Consider the following 20,130-nt stretch of genomic DNA (forward strand, 5'->3'; position numbering starts at 1 on the left):
TCCTTCCCATTTCTCATACTATGGTATGAGCCTCCCCCTTAATTTCATGAATGATAGAATTAATAAATTGCGATCGGCCCATAAGGACCCTCAATAATTTCGATGTTTGTCTCAAAGATATCCGTCAAAAGCTCCGGCTTCATAATCTCTTCCACCGTTCCGAACGCGGCGATCTGTCCTTGCTTCATGGCACAAATCCGGTCCGAATATTTGGCGGCAAAATTGATATCGTGAATAACGGTCACAATCGTTCTGCCAAATTCATTGGCGGCATGTCTTAAATGCTCCATCATCTGCACCGAACGGGCCACGTCCAGGTTGTTCAAAGGCTCATCAAGAAGCACGTATTCGGTTTCCTGGCACAAAACCATTGCCACATAGGCTCTTTGCCTCTGCCCCCCGGAAAGCTCGTCCAAATACCGGTTTTCCAACTCTCTTAAATCCAAAAAATCAATATATTTGGAAATAATCCTCTCGTCTTCCTTTGTCAATCTGCCCTTTGAATAAGGAAAACGCCCGAACCCGGCCAGCTGTCTGACCGTCAGCCTCGTCACAAAGTGATTCTCCTGCCGCAGAATTGTTAAAATTTTAGCAAGGTCTTCTGATTTAGAATCGGAAACATTCTTACCAGCCACTTTAATCTGGCCTTCATCCATGTTCAGAAGCCTTCCGATCATTAACAGTGCCGTAGATTTTCCCGCACCATTTGGTCCGATCAGAGAGGTAAGACCGGCTTTTGGTATCTGAATATTTAAAGGCCCTATTTTCACCTCATCCGAATATGTTTTTCTAACATTAAGAATCTCGATCATAGCGTTCCCTTTCTCAGCATTACAACTAAAAATGTGATTCCCCCAAACAGTTCAATGATAATAGAAACGACTCCCTGCGCCCGGAATATATGGTACATAAAAAAGTAGGAACCGGTTAAAACCAGAAATCCTATGGCAAGGGCCATTGGAAAAATATATCTGTGATCATAGGTGGGCGCTGCCTGATAAGTCATTGCGGCGACCAAAAATCCGTAGAACGTGAGGGGTCCCACCAAAGAAGTCGAAACGGACATCAGAACCGAAACCAGAATCAGGGTATAGATGACCCCCGGCTTATGACGGACCCCCAAGGAGGTGCTGGTGCTCTTTCCAAGGGACAATACATTCAGTTTTTTTGAATGGGCAAGAATCAGGACTGCGGCAAGGAGCACAACCGGAATTGCAACCGGAAAATATTCCGGATCTGCATTACTAACCGAGCCGAATAATCTGGACTGCAAAATATCAAACTCAGACGGAGCCAGAAGCTTTCTCATAAAAGACGATACCGACTTCAGCCCGGTTCCGATGATAATCCCCACCAAAAGCATCAGCTGGAGATTGCCATACTTTCCGGAAAGCAGCCACCCATAAAGGAGCAGGCACAGCAAAACCATGACCGCGATTTGAAACAGAAACGGCCCAACCCCGCTGAATTTTATAAATGCACTGGCACCAAAAAAGAACATGGTACTGGTATGTATGGTTGAGTAAAGTGCCTCAAACCCCAAAAGGGACGGAGTGATGATCCTGTTATTGGTGCTGGTCTGGAACGCAACCGTAGAAAGGCTCTGACAGACAGCCGCAAGGATCATTGCAATCACCGCCGTCAGCCTCCGTTTCACAACCGGGAGAAAGGAAGGTGAATCTATGGGAACCGGATTGTTGTAAACCAAAAGCCCATAGGCAGCAAGCGTCCCTAAAAGCAACAAGGTCATCAGCACGATCCAATAACGTGTCTCCTCTTTTCTGGAACGAAACGCTCTGGCCGATCTGTTTTTATCATAAAGTCCGGAATCTCTTCCGGGATCATTGTTATTGTATGTCAATTCACTCATCTTAGCTTCCTTTGTTTCATTAAGATCACGATAAATATAACCGCACCTACAGTTCCAAGTATGAAAGAAACAGGCACTTCAAAAGGCATGATAAGGGTACGGGAAACGATATCACAAAGGGTGATGGCCCCCATTCCCAGCACACAGACCCAGGGCAGGTTGCTCTTAAGATCATCGCCTCTGTACATGGAAACGATATTGGGGACGATCAACCCTAAAAAGGGCAGATTTCCAATCACAGCCGCAACGATACCAACGGCTGCCGAAATCAGGCCGGTGCCTAAAATAACAATCCTGTTATAATTTACTCCAAGGCTTGTTGCCACGTCTTCTCCTAATCCGGCTAACGTCAACCGGTCCGCATAGATAAAAATGACGATATTGATGATTACGATCAGCCATAAATATTCATAACGTCCGATCTGAACCGGAGCAAAGGAACCGACGAACCAGGTTTCAATGTTCTGGGTCATTTGAAAAAGGAGCCCGACAAACGTGGAAATGGAGGATATGACCGCTCCCAGCATCATTCCGATAATCGGTACGATCAAAGACGAGCGGAGCTTGACCCTTTTTAAGAACATAAAGAAAATCATAGTACCGATAAAAGAAAAAATAATGGCACCAGCCATTCGCTGCATCAGAGTCGGTGCCGGAATGACCAGATAAACAAACACAAGTCCCAGGCCCGCCCATTCGATCGTCCCCGTTGTGGTAGGCTCCACCATACGGTTCTGCGTGATCAGCTGTGTGACCAGCCCTGCCATGGACATTGCCGCACCTGTAAGCATGAGGGCCGCGGTTCTTGGAACCCGGGTAATAAAAAACATGCGTATTCCATCTTCCTGCCCTTTGATGTCATATACCCCCGTAAAAAGTGACAAGACCCCCAAAACCAAAACACAGACCACCGCGAGTGTAAAGGGTTTTGTCCATGTTTTACTAAAATTCTGGGGCTGAGAATTCTCAGCCCCTGTGATTTTTTTTACTCCATCTTTCCGCATTTTGATCTACGTCCTTTATCTTACTTGGCCAGAGAGCCTGCAAGGTTATCAAATAACTCAATATAGGTCTGTATGGATTCGTTGGTGTATGTATCGTTTGGTGCATAAACGATCTGTCCTTTTGAAACAGCCGTAGTGTTTTGAAGCGCCGGAGAATTGTTGATCACGTCCTGAGCGGGAACGGCATCCTCTGCGGAAGAGATGGCAGCATCACGGTCCAGAACAAAGATCCAGTCAGGATTGCTCTGTGCAATGGCCTCAACAGAAATGTCATCTCCCTGATGGTCGGAGGTGGCACCTTCAACTTCTAAAGCGGATTTCCAGCCAAAAACTTCATACATGGGGCCCCATACTCGTCCGGAAAGAGGGGCTGAAAAACCAATCTCACCGCCGGAAACAACTACGCTCATGACTTTATCGGTTCCATTATAGGCAGATTTTGCTTTCTCAATTGCCTGATCAAAATCAGCAGTCAGCTTCTCCGCTTCTTCCTCTTTATCGAAGATTTTACCCAATGTGACCGTGGAATCCTTCAGTCCATTGACGAAACTGTCACCAGACTTCCCGGCTTCTTTTGAAATCTCGAAACTAAGATCAACAACCGCTGCATTTGGTACCAGCTTCTTTATATCTTCATAATAACGGGAAAATCTCTGGCCCACGATCACAAGCTCCGGATCTGCCGCCGCAATGATTTCAAGATTGGGCTCGCTATGGTTGCCGATATCCTGGACCTCACTGTCTGCTACATACGGTGAATCCGCAGGCATGACCCCTTTTGGAACTGCCGCTAACTTTATTCCCCAATCAGATAACGTTTCAAACGTTCTGTTATCCAATGCCACCACGGTCTTTGGATTTACAGGAACCGTAACCGTTCCATGGATGTCTGTGACTTCAACGGTCGTGGCTTTTGCGGTTGTGGTTTCCGCTGCTGTTGATTCAGCCGCTTCCTTTGCCTGCGTACCCGCTTCGGTAGAAGCTGTATTATTACTTTGGCTTGCACAGCCCGTCAGCGTCAAAGCGAATACGGCTGCCAAAACAGTAAACTTGGGTAAAATAGATTTTCTCATAATATCCTCCTATTATGTTTTGATGAGTGAACGATAAGTTGCAGTTTCCGCACCCGAAATTGGTTAGCGTAAACTAACTTAATCCGCAGTTTACCATATCGCCCCATAATTGTCAACCGCTTGTCTTGCCCCAAAAACCTTCTGGTATTGGCAACGAACGGAGAAAAAACTATTGTATTTGACTCATATCTGTAATATCAGTTGCAGGAAGCCGGAATTTTTATTATAATTTCACCATAAGAAACAGATAACGGAAAACGAAATAGAATTACTATATAAGAAAGGATATGACATTATGGAAAAGATCACCAGCTTTACGATTAACCACTTAAAACTTCTTCCAGGCATTTATGTCTCCAGAAAAGACCAGACAGGGGATTCTCTCATCACCACCTTTGATATCCGCATGACCCGACCGAACTTTGAACCGGTCATGAATCCTGCAGAGATGCACACCATCGAGCATTTAGGAGCCACCTTTTTAAGAAACCACGAAACCTATGGTTCCAAGGTCCTTTACTTCGGCCCCATGGGATGCCGCACCGGATTCTATCTTCTTTTGTCCGGGGATTACAAATCCAGAGACATCGTGCCCCTCATGACAGAAATGTTTGAATTCATCCGTGATTTTGAAGGAGAAGTTCCCGGCGCTGCGGCAAGAGACTGCGGAAACTACCTGGATATGAACCTTGGGATGGCAAAATATCTTGCCAGAAAGTTCCTGGATTCCGTATTGTACGGAATTGAGGATGAACATCTGATTTATCCTGAAAACGACTGATTTTTCCCCGCTTTTGGCGGGGATTTTTTTATTGATAAATCTTGACCAATTAAGTACAGTATGATAGTCTTATTATGTGGAGGTGTTATATGCTGATAACCAAAGAATCTGACTATGCAATACGCATCATCCGGGCACTGTCTTCCGGAGAGACAGAAAATATTTCTACTATCTGCGAGAAGGAACAGATGACTTCCGCCAATGCCTATAAGATTGCAAGAAAGCTTGAGAAATCGGGTTATATCAAAAGCTACCGGGGAAGTGCAGGCGGATATGCTTTAAACTGCGACCTGGAACAAACGACCTTATACGATATTATATCTGTCATTGATCCCAAGATGGTGCTGATTGAATGTATGCAGGCCGGATATGATTGTCCCCTGCATTCCCATAAGAGCCCCTGCCACGTTCATCGAGAATTCTCCAGAATCCAGAGGAATCTAAACCAGGATCTGAAAAAATTTTCTCTGGCTAAAATTCTGGCTGAATAATTTTTTATCTTAATCTATACTAATTTAGTACAGTTTCATAAGGAGGAAAAAAATGAATCAATGTTATGGATGCAACACGTGTGAAAGTGCTGACAAACCTTTGCAAACGTTTATTTCCAAGCTGCCGATGGAAACGTCCCATCATCGTGTGGAAAAACAGAGGACGAAATGCGGTTTCGGACTCCAGGGCGTTTGCTGCCGTCTCTGTGCCAACGGCCCCTGCCGGATTACACCGAATTCCCCAAGAGGGATCTGCGGAGCCAATGCGGACACCATCGTGGCAAGAAACTTTTTAAGAGCCGTTGCTTCAGGAAGCGGCTGCTACATACACGTTGTGGAAAACACCGCTCTCAATTTAAAAAATACGGCTAAAATCAAGGGCGAAATCAAGGGCATGGAGTCCTTAGAGCATTTAGCAGATATTTTCGGCATTGAAGAATCCGACGTTTATAAGAAAGCGGAAAAGGTTGCCGATGCGGTCTTAGCCGATCTTTACAAACCGGAATATGTGGAAATGGAGCTGACCGAAAAAGTTGCTTACGCGCCCCGTGTGAAACGCTGGAAAGAGCTTGGCATCATGCCGGGTGGGGCAAAATCCGAAGTGTTTAAGGGCGTGGTGAAATGCTCCACCAACTTAAACTCCGATCCCCTTGATATGCTGGTGGATTGTTTGAGACTGGGGATTTCCACAGGCATCTACGGTCTTACCCTCACCAACCTTTTAAATGACGTTCTCCTGGGACAGCCAAAACTTCGTATGGCACCGGTAGGTCTGCGTGTGATTGACCCGGATTACATCAATATCATGATCACCGGACACCAGCATACGATTTTTGTGGATCTGCAGGAGAAACTCATTTCCCCGGAAGCCATTGCAAAAGCCAGAGCCGTGGGAGCAAAGGGCTTTAAGCTGGTGGGCTGTACCTGCGTGGGCCAGGACCTTCAGTTACGAGGCGCGCTCTATACGGAAGTTTTCGACGGCCATGCCGGCAACAACTACACCAGCGAGGCAGTGCTTGCAACCGGCGCTATTGATGCGGTGCTTTCTGAATTCAACTGTACTTTACCTGGAATCGAACCGATCTGCGACGAATTAAAAATCAAACAGATCTGCCTTGATGACGTGGCCAAAAAATCAAACGCCGAGCTGATGAAATTTGATTTTGACCATCGGGAAGAACAAAGCGAGAAGATCATCGACAAGGTCATAAGCGCCTATCAGGAACGCCGGGGCGTGGTCCCTCTCAATCTGTTCCCGGAACACGGAAATGACAACACCCTTACCGGTGTCAGCGAAGGGTCTTTAAAAAGTTTCCTGGGCGGAAAGTGGAAACCTCTGATTGATCTTATTGTCTCCGGTGATATCAAAGGAATTGCAGGCATTGTGGGCTGCTCCAACTTAACCGCAGGCGGCCATGACGTACTTACGGTGGAACTGACCAGAGAACTGATCTCAAGGGATATTCTGGTGCTGACCGCAGGCTGTTCTTCAGGCGGCATTGAAAACTGCGGACTTATGACTCCGGAAGCCGCCGAATTTGCCGGTCCCAAGTTAAGAGCCGTGTGCAAAACGCTTGGAATCCCTCCTGTGCTGAACTTCGGCCCCTGTCTTGCCATCGGACGTCTGGAGATCGTTGCCACCGAGCTTGCCGCAGACTTAGGCGTGGATCTTCCCCAGCTTCCTCTCGTTCTTTCCGCTGCCCAATGGCTGGAAGAGCAGGCGCTTGCAGACGGATGCTTCGGCCTTGCCCTGGGGCTTCCCCTTCATTTAGGCCTTCCGCCCTTTGTGACCGGAAGCAGCGTTGCTGTCAAGGTGCTGACCGAAGGCATGAAGAGCTTGACCGGCGGACAGGTGATCATCAACTCCGACTCTAAGGAAAGTGCGGATATCCTGGAAAACATCATCTTGGAGAAACGGACCGGTCTTAATATATAGGAGGTTGGCATATGAGACGGATATTCATTGATGCGGCCAAATGCGATGGCTGCAGGAATTGTTCTATTGCATGTATGCAGGCACACCGAACGGATGGGGGAACCATTTATGATCTGGATTTGACAGACCCTAATAATGAATCACGAAACCATATTGTAAGAAGCGGCGACGGAAGATATACCCCCATCTTCTGCCGTCACTGCGACCAGCCGGAGTGTGCTATGTCCTGCATGAGCGGTGCACTGAAAAAAGATAAGGAAACCGGTCTGGTCCTCTATGACGAAACCTTGTGCGGCTCCTGCTTTATGTGCGTGATGAACTGTCCTTACGGAGTTTTAAAAGCGGATACCAGCACGAAAACCAAGGTTATCAAATGTGATTTCTGCCGGGAGCATGGGGCAAACCCAAGCTGCGTCATGGCATGTCCTACGGGAGCGATCTATGTTGAGGAGGTGCAGGGATGACTCATGTAATTATTGGAGTGGGAGCTGCCGGAATTACGGCGGCAAAAACCATCAGGGAGCTGGAACCGGATGTGAGAATCCTCATGATATCTCCGGATGAAACGGTACATTCCCGTTGTATGCTTCACAAATACTTAAGCTATGAACGGGACGAAAAGGCCCTTTCCTTTATCCCGGAAAACTTCTTTGATGCTTCCCATATCACCTGGCTGAAGCATCAGGCGCTGCACATTGATACGGTCAAACAGCAAGTAGAGCTTGACGACCGGACAAAGATCCATTATGACCGCCTGCTCATTGCCACCGGGGCAGAGAGCGTCATCCCGCCCATCATGAATTTCCGGGAAGCAAACAATGTATTCGGACTGCGCAATTTATCCGATGCCAAAAAGATCCGGTCCTTTGCCCAACAGGCAAACCGAATTCTCATTGTAGGATCAGGACTTGTGGGAATGGATGCGGCTTACGCCTTTCTGGAACAGAAAAAAGAAGTGACCGTCTTGGAAATGGCTGACCGGATTCTTCCAAAACAGCTTGATGAAACTGCTGGAAAAGCTTACCAGCAGTTATTTGAACAGCATGGCTGCAAGTTTATCCTGGGCAGAAAGACCGTACTAAGCACCATGCCGGAAACCAATGAGATCACCTCTGTCATGCTGGATGACGGTACCCTCATCGTATGTGATATGATCGTAGTGGCAGCCGGTGTCCGTCCATCCACTGCCTGTGTAAACGGCAGCAATATTACCGTAGACCGTTTCATTCAGGTCGATGACTGTTTAAGGACCTCCTGCAGCCATGTGTATGCCGCCGGTGATGTCAACGGCATTGCAGGCATCTGGCCCAACGCCATGAAACAGGGACAGACCGCCGCATACAACATGTGCGGCAGGATGACCCCTTACGAAGACCGGTACGGCATGAAAAACACCATGAATTTCTACGGTCTCACCACCTTATCCCTTGGAGACGGCATTGCTGCAGAGGGGGACGAAGTGATTATCCGGGAAGATTCTAATTGCTATAAAAAAGCCATTCTCCGTGACGGCGTACTGAAAAGCCTTCTGATCCAGGGCCCCCTTGAATACATTGGAATCTATCAATATTTGATAAAAAATAACATCAATCTGAAGTCTGTAAAGACCGACCTCTTCCATTTATCCTTTGCCGATTTCTATGGAATGGATAAGACCGGGCAATATTCCTATCTGATGTCAGGGGGCTGACGAGCAGAACTGGAAGAACGGGTTTTAAAAGAAGCCATTCATAAAACAGGTATCCCGACTCGCTCATAAAAGCCATGATCAGGATACCTGTTTTCTTTAATATAAAATCATAAGTTGTTTCCGTTTGATTGAATTAAATCCCGGAATGTGTACTGACTAAATCAATTGCACACCGCGGACAAAATCCAAACAATTCGCCCCATCGGTAATCGCCAGCTGCGCCTGTTTGATCTGTTTCCTTAAATAATCAATGCGATAGTCATCTTCTACGGTATTATCGCTTTCTTCAGACAATCCAGAGCCAGAACCGTAAGCGGAAATTCAATCATCTTGATTTGGATTGCTGCTTTTCCCCACCCTTTAAGGTGGCATTCAAATGGAGACATAGGCCGTAGAACACGGATACCGGATAGATCCGGTTAAATAGGTTTTTCTTAAAATTCAAAAGTCCGGTTCGTATATTATAAGAAAAATCATACATAATCAGCTGAATCTGACTGTCTCCGGACTGGTATTCCCGTACATAGGCGTTGGCACACGCAATCTTAATATCGTTTTTCAACTGTTTGACCTGACCGGGACATGGATAAAGGAGAAGGGCAATCAGTATTTCTGAAGCAATCACAAGGGTCTTATTACCACGCTGAGTCTCGGTACAGAAAAAGCACCGGATCAGTGAAAAACGTTCCTCCGGCCTGCGTTTCTCTAACAACGGAAAATGAATTCTTCCATTTTTCCCTGCTCCTCTCAAAAACTCCCAGTGTACTTCACCAGATAACTGGTGTAAAATGAATTTAAAAAAGTAAGGGGTACATATTATGTCAAATTTCTATAATAATAAAAATAATTCTTATCAGTATGGATTAGCTATAGGAGTCTGTCTGGGGCTTATATTGGGTTCTATATTTAATAATCTTGGGTTGGGAATGATTATGGGGATCTGTCTGGGGCTGCTGTATGACCAGGGGTATTTGAAGAACCGGTGATGATGGAGCTTTTGTATCCGTTTGCCAGATGGGGGTTATGTTTCGGAGTTCTTTCTTTTGACAAAGACAGCTAGAAATGAATTACCGTAAAATCAGGCGATGAGGAAGTAATGTACGGAAAGATTTTTACTTTATTTTGTTTCAAATGCAAGGTTTTAAATGCAAGGATGGACTTTGGTGAAAATGAGGCAGGGGAAAGAGACGGGAATTTGTACGTCTCTTTTTTGTACTTAAAAATATTATAGCAAGGAGGATTATGAAATGGAAACATTAATAACAGAAATTCAAGATGCATATGCAGATTGCACAACATGCCGGGAGGCAGCGGAAGCATACGCTAAGATAATGATGGAGTCAAAAACAGATGGATTGTATAATTGATTCGTATACAGAATAAGCAGATGACCGATAGAACCACAATTCCAAATAGGAAGGGAGAAAGTATTGATCGTTATAAATAAATTGCCCGAATAAAATTCCGAATGCTTCAAATATGATAATCACGAATTTAATTGGTGGAGTGTGTTGGACTTGGATTTTTCAGATGCACTTGAAGCTTTAAATGTGATAAGATGTGTAAAAAGATATGCAGTTGGATATTGTGAGAGCATGAGAGTTAGATAAAGACCTAAAACTGATTCTTACGCTGTAATGTTTGAGAAAGATGGAGAAAGGTTTTGGTTTCATATTCAGAAATGGGAATTTGAATGTGAAGATCTGTGACTGAATGAAATCAGGATTGGATTGTCAACAGTTTTCTAGACAACTTTTTTAAGGGTAATCATTCTATACTTCACCGGTGATAGATATCCCAGTGAAGAATGAATTCTGTGATTGTTGAACCAGTTTACATAATCAGCCAATTCAATTTGAAGATGGTATAAGCTGTTGAAGGTCTGGTTCCTGACGAACTCTGTTTTGATTATTTTAAATGTTGCTTCTGCAACTGCATTATCATAAGGACAGCCTTTATGGCTGAGAGAGCGTTGAATTTCAAATGCTTTCAGAGTTTCATCAATCGTCTGATTCTTGAATTCGTTTCCACGATCCGTATGAAATATCTGGATATCTTTCAGATTTCCCTTTACGGACTGAAATGCCTGTTTTACAAGGTCTGCTGTTTTGTTGCGTCCGGCACTGTAACCGATTATTTCTCTATTAAATAGGTCAACAAGGACACATATGTAGTTCCAGCTCATGCCGACCCGGACATATGTTAGGTCACTTACAACAATATTTCTATATGGTTGTTGATTGAATTGGGGGTCAACCACGTTTTCAATTTTTGACTCGTTGCAGGTATCTTTCTGCGGACGGAACTGGGCAGTCGTATCATTTGAAACAAGTCCTTCCTGCTTCATAATCCTTCCGATGCGGCGACGGGATGCAATCAGATTTCTATCCTTTAAATCGGATTTTATTTTCCGCGTTCCGTAATTGTTACGGCTCGTCTTAAAGATATCAATTATATTTGCTGTCAATTCAGATTCATCTTTCTTTGCTTTTGCTTCGTAGTAATAGGTGCTTCTTGGAATTTGTAGGACTCTACACATTGCTGCCACAGAGTATTTGTGGGTATTTGCCTTGATCACATTTACTTTCGTCCTAAGATCAGCGCTGCTTGCTTGGCGCTGCCCACCCTTGGTGTAAAATGTTGTTCTCCATCTCCAATTGTTTATTTCGTTTACGCAGTTCAATTAATTCCTGCTGTTCTGTGGAACGGTTATCTTTCTCGTGGAAAGAACCAGAGGTGGCAGACTGCTTGAGCCATTTATCCAACAATGAGGTGGCAATATCGTATTCACGACAGATATCACATTTTCTTTTTCCATTATGATACAGCTGAACTAACTGCTGTTTAAATTCATCCTTATAAGAACGGGGCTTTCTTTTTTTGGTCATGATCATTACTCCTTTTCTAGCTTCTATTTTACATGACCTTAAAATATCTGTCCAATTTATTGTAGCCTATCCTTACGAATTCTTCCTATGGGAGTTTGATTTCAATCCACAAGGGTCTCACGACCCTCGACCAAAAGTGCATGTGGAGAGATATCTAAATTCCAGATTTCAATCCACAAGGGTCTCACGACCCTCGACTGATCCTTACGTAGCACTAACCATGATAAGCTAATTTCAATCCACAAGGGTCTCACGACCCTCGACACATGGGGTACACTTCAACCCGGAACTTGCGGAGATTTCAATCCACAAGGGTCTCACGACCCTCGACAGCAAAAATTGCCAAAATTCCAAACTTTAAATTCGTTTTTTATAAAACACTTTAACAATATTATTCTTCATTTCAAATAAATACTCTTTTTTTAAAAGTAAATACTCTTTTTTTATAAATAATTAAAGTGCGAATCTCCCACGATTTTCATGTTTACTTCCGGTTCGCACTAAGTCACCAACCACCATTTCAAATGGTGGTTTGATATTAGCCCTCCAAAGGGCTTTGTTGGATTGTCAACAGTTTTCTAGACAACTTTTTTGTGGCTGTAACAACTATGAAATCAACCAAATTTAAGACTTTCTAAAGTGTCAGTGCAGGTATACCTCATAATTCATCGTCATTCTTTAGAGTTCATCATAATTTATTCCATCTTCAACGATATATTTACCACCTGTTTTATCTTTTACATATGTTATAGCATCATTCACTTGTTTTTGAAACATTATCTTTTCTTCACTACTTGTAAAACCTTTAAAAGAAAATTCAATTCCATCATCAATAAACAAAGCGTCGTATTTATTTTGAATATCCATTAATTTATCATCAATGACTTTATCATTAATTAATTCTTCAACCAAATCATTATCTACAGATTTATTATCATAAATCCACATTGGATAACATTTATACTCTAACTTTATAACTATTTTTTTCATGTACTTCTCCTTCTACTTAGTTGAAACTGGATTGGCTCCTACTACAAATCCATTACTTCCAGTCATTACAGCAACCTTCCTTACTTCACCCTTATATGTAAATTCATATATCGGCCTACCTGTTCCTCTTCCTTGGTAACCCACTATTTTACCATTTTCCAAAGCATCCATTACATAATTCGAAATCTCATTTTTAGAAATTCCTTGTGTAGCAAAATCATCTGCATGATTCATAATATGATCTAATCCAGCATTGGAATTACCATTTTCTAACCATACAAGTTTACCATCTGCTGTTTTAGTTACTGCAACAACATCATCTGGATTATATTTTACCCCACTATTAGCAAGTTCATCTAAAAGACCTTGCGGCTTAAGATTACCCGCCACCCCAGCCCCTTCAGCCGACCGGCTGGCCTTGGCCATTTTTGCTTCTGCCTGATTGATTGACACTCCCTGCTTACCAATGGAACTGGCTTCACTTGCTTCCTGGCTAATCTTTTCTATGGTCTTTGTTCCTTCTGCCGCCTTGCCTATTTTCAAAACACATATTATTGAAGCTACCTCAAATAGAAGTCTCCCTTCAAGTCTTGCTTTTTCCTGAGGTGCCGCACCAACCATATGAAATGAAAATGTTTGAAAACTTTGAACTATCGCATGCAGCGTCTTCTGTGGATTTGTCGCCATATGTAATATTCCTTCTATGGTTCCATTTGGATCCAGACATATATTTACCATGCCATCAGCCATATGAACTGCTCCATCTACGAAACCGCCCATATGAGCACCAAGTACGGAGGCCATATTTGTATTATCCTTAATGCTGTTATATGTTGTAAGCAAATCTGCATAGTTTAAGATTCCCCCTCCTGCTCTGTGAGTTAAACAGTTAAACAAGGCAAGAGCCAAGTTTTCCTTTTTCCCTTCCAAAGGAAGAGGACCATTTTTCTTAAAATCACTGCTGTTTGTAAAAGCACCCACATAATTTGAGACAAAAGGTGTTTTTGAATTATAAACCTGATTTCCTAACTCGTTAAAATCTTTTTTTATAGATTCTTTTATTGTATTATAATAATTCTTTGCCTCTGATACTTTTGAATCTAAGGATATTATATTTGCCAGTTTTAACGCATCATTACACAGCCTTAAACCCGGCATCGACACGAGAGCCAAAGACCTTAATGCTCCACAACCAGTGTTTCCCTTTAATACACCATCATTATACTTTTGAAACGTTTCCTCCCAAGACAATTTAATATTATTTTGTACAGGAACTTGACATGCTTTCCCTGATTCTGCAGGTTTTATACTATTGCACGCCAATCCCTCTTTTTTCTTGCCTGAACTTTTTTGTTTATTCAAGGCTTCGCTTTTCGACGGCTGAACCGTCTTTGGCGTAACAGGTAATTTCTTACTTCCGTTTCTGTATGCTTTTAAAACAGGAGAAACTACTTGGGGGAGTACTTTTGCGGCCGCTTTCCCCCATTTACTACTTTGCAATGCCTTTACATAAGGCTTGGCCACTTTTTTTACAACTTTTAATGCTGGCTTGGCCCATTGAGGGATTACTAATTTAAACTTTTTTTCCGTTTTCCTTGCCATATGTATAAGTTCTCCTATAGTTTACACTGCCAGATGAATCTGTTCAAGCTGCCCGGAACTTAAATTTGCTTCTAATGCCTGTTTTTCAGTAAATATGCTTTCATATAAAACTGCATCAGTAAAATTACAGCCTGTAAGCCTTGCTCCCCGAAAATCTGATCCCATATAAACTCCGCCCAAAAAACTGGCTCCACTTAAATTGCTATTGCGAAAACTGGCTCCTGTATAACCCGGCGTTCGCCATGCATCCGCTTGGCTTTTCCCATGGTAGCTCACGCCGCAGGAAAAATCCGCATGCTGTAAGTCCGCATTGGTAAAATCTGCATTGTGAAACATACTTCCTACAAATGTGGCCTCCGCCATATTGCTATTTCTGAAGCAGGAACCGATAAGCAGAGATAGATTAAAATTGCTTTTTTCCAACCTTCCTTTCCTGAAATCCGAATAACGGAAATCCCGGCCAGACAGCATAAGATGACTTAAGTCCAATCCTTTAAAATCTTCAAATAAATATGCTTCTTCTGTTGCTTCCTCTAACTGCCTTCTTATCTCCTCTGCATCCTTTTTGGGCTGTTCCCGATACACCAGATCTCCAGGCTCCACATATTCTCCAATCCTTATCTGGAAATTATCTTCCTTCTCCATACTCAAATACGCATCCGTATCCGTAGCCTCGCCAACAGCATAAAGTACAAGCTCTTTTAAATACAGATAAAAGGGGGTGACCATATCCTGCATTGCTTCATCCACCTCAGGCATTGTTACATGTCCCACATAGCGCTTTGACAGCTGTCTGAGCTTGTCCCAAAGCGTTCCGTAAAGATGAAACAATTCTCCCATTTGCAGTTCCCCGACTTTCATTCCTATGTGATAATACCAGTTTTTATCGTAAAGAAACAACGGACAACGGTATTTTCCCCTTATCAAATCTGTACGCAGAAGATGACACATGATATAACCCGGAGTCATTTTGTGTATATTTTCTTTTTGTTTTTCACACACAAGGGAAAATTCCCTGATAAACTGAATCCGAAAGTCATCCTTAAAGCTTTGAAAGATCACTTCTGCCTCTTGAAGAATTTCAGACAGACATGGATTCATCTCCTTTTCCCGAAACAGTTGAAATGCCTTATTCTCCATAAACTCCTCCAAGCGCATGAGGGATGCTTTTACTCCCTGCCACATTATATGTTAATCCCTGTTCTTTATTATTCTGTTTCCTTCATGGTATCCAGTAACTGGGGGAGTATCTGCTGCCATTGTTTTTTTTCATTAACACTACAGTCAAACGTCCCCATCAACAATCCAGCCGCCATTGCCCTGAAAAACATTAGGTGATAGCACGTCTCATCCAACAGAGGAATATCCATGGAAAAAAGGCTGACTACATTTTTACCTTTGCCAATTCTTTTTTTATCCTTTACGGCGGAGGCCGGATATAAACGTTTCATTTCCCCTATTATAATATCCCGAACCGATTCTACCTCCTCTGTCAGAATTTCCCCCTCATCCAGAAAAAAGGTCATGGATACATCTCCGGATTCATTACTGTATATCCACTCAGGGCGGTCTGGATCAGGATATTTGATTTCCCTCAATTCCTCATCCATTTCCTTAAAGTTTACTGGCAGCAACAGGGTCAGGCGCCCATCAAGAAGCATCTTTTCTTCCAATTCCATCTTTTCATATTTGACAATCACATATCCCCTGGTTATATCATTTTCAACATGGTACCAGTCCTCTTCTTCCTTTACTTCCTCCTGCTTTCTGATACTTTTCATAATTTCTTCTGCATAAATTTCACTCATGGGGCTACTCCTTATCAACCATTATCCTTTAATCTGAAGCAGATCATCAATGACGATACTGGTACTTCCTGTAGCCAGTGCAATCTGCTCTTTACTCTTTATTTTTATATTGTCTGCGTTGCAGACAAAAGTCTCCCCTGCATTTATTTGAATGCCCCGAGAACTTCTTATTTTTACTCCCGAACGATCAGATAACTGCACGGTCATTTTTTTCCCAGATGCCCGAAAAAAAATTGAATGGGGGGTCACTTCCATGCCTTTTCCTCTTTTAGTAACAAAACATTTATGCTCAGGTTTCTGGTTTTTGGAATTCTTTTTCCCTGATGGTCTTATAATATCCGTCACATAGGCTAAAGCCTCATCTTCACCAGGAATATACAATGCTGCTTTACTTCCCACTTCTGGGATGCAGAACCAGTCATTTCTGTGCCAGGGATACCAATATAATTTTTCTTTCGGAACTTTTTCGTCTGCATCAAGCCTCACTCGGACCCGGTCCGGTCCTACTGCTGTTATGATCCCTTTCAGAGAGGCACCTTTTAGCAGTTTTTGATAACTTTTTTTCCGTGTGATACCTCCTTTGATTTCCAGCAGACATCGTCTTGATAAAAGACCATCCTCATAGGAATCCTCAATTCTGGTAACCCGTAAACTCCTGCCCTCACAAGCCACCTCATCTCCAAGACCACAGTTCCAGACATTATTTACGTAAAAGGCCAGAAAGTCGGATTCCATAAAAGAAGAATTAATTTTTCTAAATTGAAGATATTCACCCATTCTCTTCATGATTGTTTTATGAATGCTGTTGTCTACAGAAACGTGATTGCTGCCAAAACCTATATAAATCTGTGCGGTGCCCCCTGTTGGATTTGGATAAACAGGAACTCCCATGTGAGAAGATATTCGTTTTAAGAACTCCCAGTCCGTTTCTTCATACTGAATAAGAGGCGCTTTATAGACATCTGAGGACGAGGTAAAATCAATAATATCTCCTCCATTAGACTTTATCAGTTCACGAAAGAGTGTCTTATAGGTCCTATCGTTTCGCTGGAAACTCCTGGTCTTCTTTTGATCGTCCATAAACATGCTTCTGCTGCAAAATTCCAGGGAAACATAAGCCTGCCCTTCATATTTGATCTTTACCCCATACGGAATTCCGGAAAATATAATTTGATTGGTTTTTCCATTTTCATATGTTATGGTAACATTTTCTCTCCAGCTTAAATTGCTGCAGACTTTTACATCCTGATCCTGTATTGTTCCCTCAAGCCATGCTCTGGAATGATGGTTGAGGCTTTGGTTTATTTTCAGCTTTGTTACACTTGTTAATGCAAATGGCAGTTCCACACTGATAGAATCATGAATTATTGTTTTCATAGACATTGCTCTCCTTCCAATTTATTTTCACAGGGACAAAACGGATTCCATACAAATGCCTTCTGAGCATATTTTCAGCCAACTCCATGGAAACCACCATGTACTGTGCCTTTTCTTTTCTGACACGCAGCAGATAACGGGTAAGTCCCCGGCTTTTGCGAAGTGTCATTTCCCATTCCTCTTTTGAATTGCGAAAGGCAATACATTCCTCCATGGAACACTCGATTTTCCAACATACGACCTGGGAACGATATGCTTCATCCGTCAAAAAAAACGGTACAGCCTGAAGATTTGAGGAATAAACATCGAAAATCTCCTTTAAACGGTCCGTCACACAAAAATAATAATCAAACAAGGATTTTCCATAGAAAAAGTCCGGATATCTGTCAGAGACATCAAATTTTCCATAAGTCACAAATGGCTCCTTCTGCCGAAATCCCGGTACAGAATAATCCAGGTCTTTGTATAGAGAAATTCTTTCATCAGGCAGTATTATAAAATAATCCATTGTTCCCTCCACTTAATTGATTCTTACATCCGGCCCGGAAATATCAACCATTGTATCCATCTTAATCCGGCTCTTTTTACAGTGAAGCTGAATACTATCAGAAGCATATAACTGAATGGATTCCTCCGCATTGATACTGATTCCTTCCCCGCTGCTTAAAGTAATACCTCCCTCACTTTCAATGGAAATTCCATCATCCTCATCAAGAGTAATAGCCGTTCCGTCTTTACAGGTAATTATTACCGCTCTGCGGGTAAAGCGGATTTCTTTTCCATGAACCGTACGGAAATATTTTATGGAAGGATCTTTGACACTTTCATTTCGGTCCCTACCCTTTCTTGAGGAATTTTCTGCAACAGCACTCGCTTCATTTTTATCTGGAAAATAGATGGACACCGTATCATCGGGTTCCGGCATGCAATACCAGCCGCCTTCCTCTCCTGCCGTATACATGGTCTGATAGGGAAATTCCCAAACGGATTCTTTTTCCGGCTTTTTATCATCAATTTCCAGCTTCACCAATACTTTATCCCGTACGGATTCAATGACCTTCGCTGCAATTGAAACACCAATGAGTTTTTCCGCATAAAGGCGGGGCTGTTCCAGCCCTTTCTCTGTATGTAACCAATACCGAAATACCACATCGCCCCGTTCTATCCTGGCTTCCAGCTTTTTGATATATAGTTTTTTTTCCTGAAACATAACACTTGAACCTGTTTTATAGTACTTACCACAGGTTACTTGATAATGAACGGAATCAGTCTCTGTATAACCCTCATGTTTCTCCGCTATATATTTCTTATAGGAACCTAAATCCTTTTCCAGTACATAGGAAAAGCTGTGAAGCTTATCTGCTGCCGTGTCCTTTCTCAGTCCAAAGTAAACTTTAGGATCTTTAAATTGTGTGTCAGGCAATAATCCTGCATGAAAATGAGATGCCAGACGCTTTAAAAACTCCCAGTCCGTTTCCTCATACTGTACCGTAAGACTTTGAATGGTTTTGTTATTAGAAACGTAGTCCAGAATATCCGCACCGTTATACTCTCCTGAGATCAGCTTTATAATATCCTGATAGGTCTGTTGTTTATCCTGAAACGATCTTGATTTCTGGTGAATATCCATTAAATAGGTGGCAGATATCAGTTTGATTTCCGCTTTATACAAATCTCCGTCCTGGTATACGGAAATTTCATCGGTGATGCCGTTGAATAAAGTGGTGCCATCATTAAAAAAAACTTTGACCGTATCTCCACTGCAGTTTTCAAGTACCAGTTTATCCTGGCTGCCATCAGCAATAATTCCTTTTATGATACAATGTCCGTGTTCATTCACTTCCTCTGTTAATGTAAAATCTGTTATCTCCCGGATCATTTCCAAATCCGTCTTAATCTGTTGATAGGTTTCATTCATTACCGTAATTGCTCCCTCCTTACCATTTCTCATGGTTTCTCACTTACACGAATAATGCCTCCACAAGCACAGGAGAGAATGCTTGTAGTAAAAAGCACCGCCTCTCCATTGATCTTATAATTTTTATCCTCAATAAGCCATGGCGTAAGAATCACCGGATTACAGGGCTCTGAAGGTGTCATTTTGCTGCATGTACCAAAAGAGGTTATATGAACTCCTGATTTATAATCTGAAACTATGGCCTGATTTCTTCCGCTGATGCAAGCTCCATGGCAGATGGGAACCTTTATCCTGCTTTCACTGCTCCCCATAGTACATTTTAGACAGAACCCATCAAGAACCTGAATTTTCTTATTCATTTAGAATTACCTCACAAAAAGTATTTTCATTAAATAGTATATAATGGTAATATAAAACAAAATCTGACAAAAAAACCTTATATGTAAAAAATAACCGTTTTAAAGTAAGTATTGGTAAAAGAATGAAACTATATCTTTGATACAACCTCAAAAAAGCTTTTGCATCATAGGCCAATACTGACTTATTCTGCAAAAGCTCTATTTTGCTGTCATAATATAGTTGTATAACAAATAACTGTAATCCAAATGGATTTAATAGTTATACTAGCAGGTAGTATCAAATGATTTATGAATATTTTCAACAAGCGGGAATGGCTCAATTAGAACCTTGAAAATTGCAGAT

The 20,130-nt window shown here is 42.4% G+C and carries 20 protein-coding genes and 1 pseudogene; 6 read left to right on the plus strand and 15 right to left on the minus strand.

Annotation, left to right across the window (positions count from 1 at the left end; all coding sequences use genetic code 11):
• Positions 1–59: 59 nt before the first annotated feature.
• From VIG27_RS17010 to VIG27_RS17025, 4 genes are read right to left on the minus strand one after another with little or no spacing between them, the layout of a single operon-like run.
• A complete protein-coding gene (locus VIG27_RS17010; RefSeq protein WP_394523859.1) occupies positions 60–812 on the minus strand; it encodes an ABC transporter ATP-binding protein in 753 nt (250 codons plus the stop codon).
• Positions 809–1,870, minus strand: coding sequence for an iron chelate uptake ABC transporter family permease subunit (locus tag VIG27_RS17015; protein ID WP_394523862.1), 1,062 nt, complete (start codon positions 1,868–1,870; stop codon positions 809–811). Before VIG27_RS17015 ends, VIG27_RS17010 begins: the two co-directional genes overlap by 4 nt.
• Positions 1,867–2,874, minus strand: coding sequence for an ABC transporter permease (locus VIG27_RS17020; RefSeq protein ID WP_394523863.1), 1,008 nt, complete (start codon positions 2,872–2,874; stop codon positions 1,867–1,869). Before VIG27_RS17020 ends, VIG27_RS17015 begins: the two co-directional genes overlap by 4 nt.
• Before the next feature lie 20 nt (positions 2,875–2,894).
• On the minus strand, positions 2,895–3,947 hold the full coding sequence (locus VIG27_RS17025; RefSeq protein ID WP_394523864.1) for a siderophore ABC transporter substrate-binding protein: 1,053 nt from the start codon (positions 3,945–3,947) through the stop codon (positions 2,895–2,897).
• A 295-nt stretch (positions 3,948–4,242) separates the two neighbouring features.
• Here VIG27_RS17025 and VIG27_RS17030 point away from each other — a divergent pair, with 295 nt between their 5' ends.
• The 5 genes from VIG27_RS17030 (at position 4,243) to VIG27_RS17050 (ending at position 8,845) form a co-directional block, all read left to right on the plus strand.
• On the plus strand, positions 4,243–4,728 hold the full coding sequence (locus VIG27_RS17030; RefSeq protein ID WP_394523866.1) for an S-ribosylhomocysteine lyase: 486 nt from the start codon (positions 4,243–4,245) through the stop codon (positions 4,726–4,728).
• 89 nt (positions 4,729–4,817) lie between these two features.
• Positions 4,818–5,219 carry an RrF2 family transcriptional regulator gene (locus VIG27_RS17035; RefSeq protein WP_394523867.1) on the plus strand — a complete coding sequence of 134 codons (402 nt, stop codon included), beginning with the start codon at positions 4,818–4,820 and terminating at the stop codon, positions 5,217–5,219.
• A 52-nt stretch (positions 5,220–5,271) separates the two neighbouring features.
• Entirely contained in the window at positions 5,272–7,155 is a 1,884-nt protein-coding gene (gene cooS / locus VIG27_RS17040) for an anaerobic carbon-monoxide dehydrogenase catalytic subunit (RefSeq protein ID WP_394523868.1), read from the plus strand.
• Between the two features lie 11 nt (positions 7,156–7,166).
• Positions 7,167–7,619 (plus strand): 4Fe-4S dicluster domain-containing protein, encoded by a 453-nt coding sequence (locus tag VIG27_RS17045; protein ID WP_394523870.1) that lies wholly within the window; start codon positions 7,167–7,169, stop codon positions 7,617–7,619.
• Positions 7,616–8,845: an NAD(P)/FAD-dependent oxidoreductase gene (locus VIG27_RS17050; protein WP_394523871.1), complete on the plus strand. Its 1,230-nt coding sequence runs from the start codon at positions 7,616–7,618 to the stop codon at positions 8,843–8,845. The genes VIG27_RS17045 and VIG27_RS17050 overlap by 4 nt, the downstream gene beginning before the upstream one ends.
• Positions 8,846–9,001: 156 nt before the next feature.
• On the opposite strand, the gene VIG27_RS17055 is transcribed toward VIG27_RS17050, so the two are convergent.
• Entirely contained in the window at positions 9,002–9,139 is a 138-nt protein-coding gene (locus tag VIG27_RS17055) for a family 1 glycosylhydrolase (protein ID WP_394523872.1), read from the minus strand.
• A 31-nt stretch (positions 9,140–9,170) separates the two neighbouring features.
• Positions 9,171–9,596 carry a hypothetical protein gene (locus tag VIG27_RS17060; protein ID WP_394523876.1) on the minus strand — a complete coding sequence of 142 codons (426 nt, stop codon included), beginning with the start codon at positions 9,594–9,596 and terminating at the stop codon, positions 9,171–9,173.
• A 67-nt stretch (positions 9,597–9,663) separates the two neighbouring features.
• On the opposite strand from VIG27_RS17060, the gene VIG27_RS17065 reads away from it, so the two are divergent.
• On the plus strand, positions 9,664–9,831 hold the full coding sequence (locus VIG27_RS17065; protein WP_394523877.1) for a hypothetical protein: 168 nt from the start codon (positions 9,664–9,666) through the stop codon (positions 9,829–9,831).
• Between the two features lie 758 nt (positions 9,832–10,589).
• Here VIG27_RS17065 and VIG27_RS17070 read toward each other — a convergent pair.
• The 9 genes and pseudogenes from VIG27_RS17070 to VIG27_RS17110 form a co-directional block, all read right to left on the minus strand.
• Positions 10,590–11,733 (minus strand): annotated as a pseudogene (locus tag VIG27_RS17070) (IS3 family transposase).
• Positions 11,734–12,411: 678 nt separating this feature from the next.
• Positions 12,412–12,723: a hypothetical protein gene (locus VIG27_RS17075; RefSeq protein ID WP_394523878.1), complete on the minus strand. Its 312-nt coding sequence runs from the start codon at positions 12,721–12,723 to the stop codon at positions 12,412–12,414.
• Positions 12,724–12,735: 12 nt separating this feature from the next.
• Positions 12,736–14,325, minus strand: a complete 1,590-nt coding sequence (locus VIG27_RS17080) for a hypothetical protein (RefSeq protein ID WP_394523880.1) — start codon at positions 14,323–14,325, stop codon at positions 12,736–12,738.
• Positions 14,326–14,346: 21 nt separating this feature from the next.
• The gene (locus VIG27_RS17085) at positions 14,347–15,465 is read right to left on the minus strand and encodes a pentapeptide repeat-containing protein (protein WP_394523882.1); all 1,119 of its coding nucleotides are present in this window, start codon (positions 15,463–15,465) and stop codon (positions 14,347–14,349) included.
• A 68-nt stretch (positions 15,466–15,533) separates the two neighbouring features.
• A complete protein-coding gene (locus VIG27_RS17090) occupies positions 15,534–16,133 on the minus strand; it encodes a hypothetical protein (protein ID WP_394523883.1) in 600 nt (199 codons plus the stop codon).
• Positions 16,134–16,154: 21 nt separating this feature from the next.
• On the minus strand, positions 16,155–17,510 hold the full coding sequence (locus VIG27_RS17095; protein WP_394523885.1) for a hypothetical protein: 1,356 nt from the start codon (positions 17,508–17,510) through the stop codon (positions 16,155–16,157).
• Positions 17,491–18,018 (minus strand): hypothetical protein, encoded by a 528-nt coding sequence (locus tag VIG27_RS17100; protein ID WP_394523887.1) that lies wholly within the window; start codon positions 18,016–18,018, stop codon positions 17,491–17,493. Before VIG27_RS17100 ends, VIG27_RS17095 begins: the two co-directional genes overlap by 20 nt.
• Positions 18,019–18,030: 12 nt before the next feature.
• Positions 18,031–19,461: a contractile injection system protein, VgrG/Pvc8 family gene (locus tag VIG27_RS17105; protein WP_394523888.1), complete on the minus strand. Its 1,431-nt coding sequence runs from the start codon at positions 19,459–19,461 to the stop codon at positions 18,031–18,033.
• Positions 19,458–19,787, minus strand: coding sequence for a DUF4280 domain-containing protein (locus VIG27_RS17110; RefSeq protein ID WP_394523889.1), 330 nt, complete (start codon positions 19,785–19,787; stop codon positions 19,458–19,460). Before VIG27_RS17110 ends, VIG27_RS17105 begins: the two co-directional genes overlap by 4 nt.
• Between the last annotated feature and the right edge of the window lie 343 nt (positions 19,788–20,130).

The sequence above is a fragment of the Lacrimispora sinapis genome (genome assembly GCF_043633585.1).
Lineage (GTDB): Bacteria > Bacillota > Clostridia > Lachnospirales > Lachnospiraceae > Lacrimispora > Lacrimispora sinapis.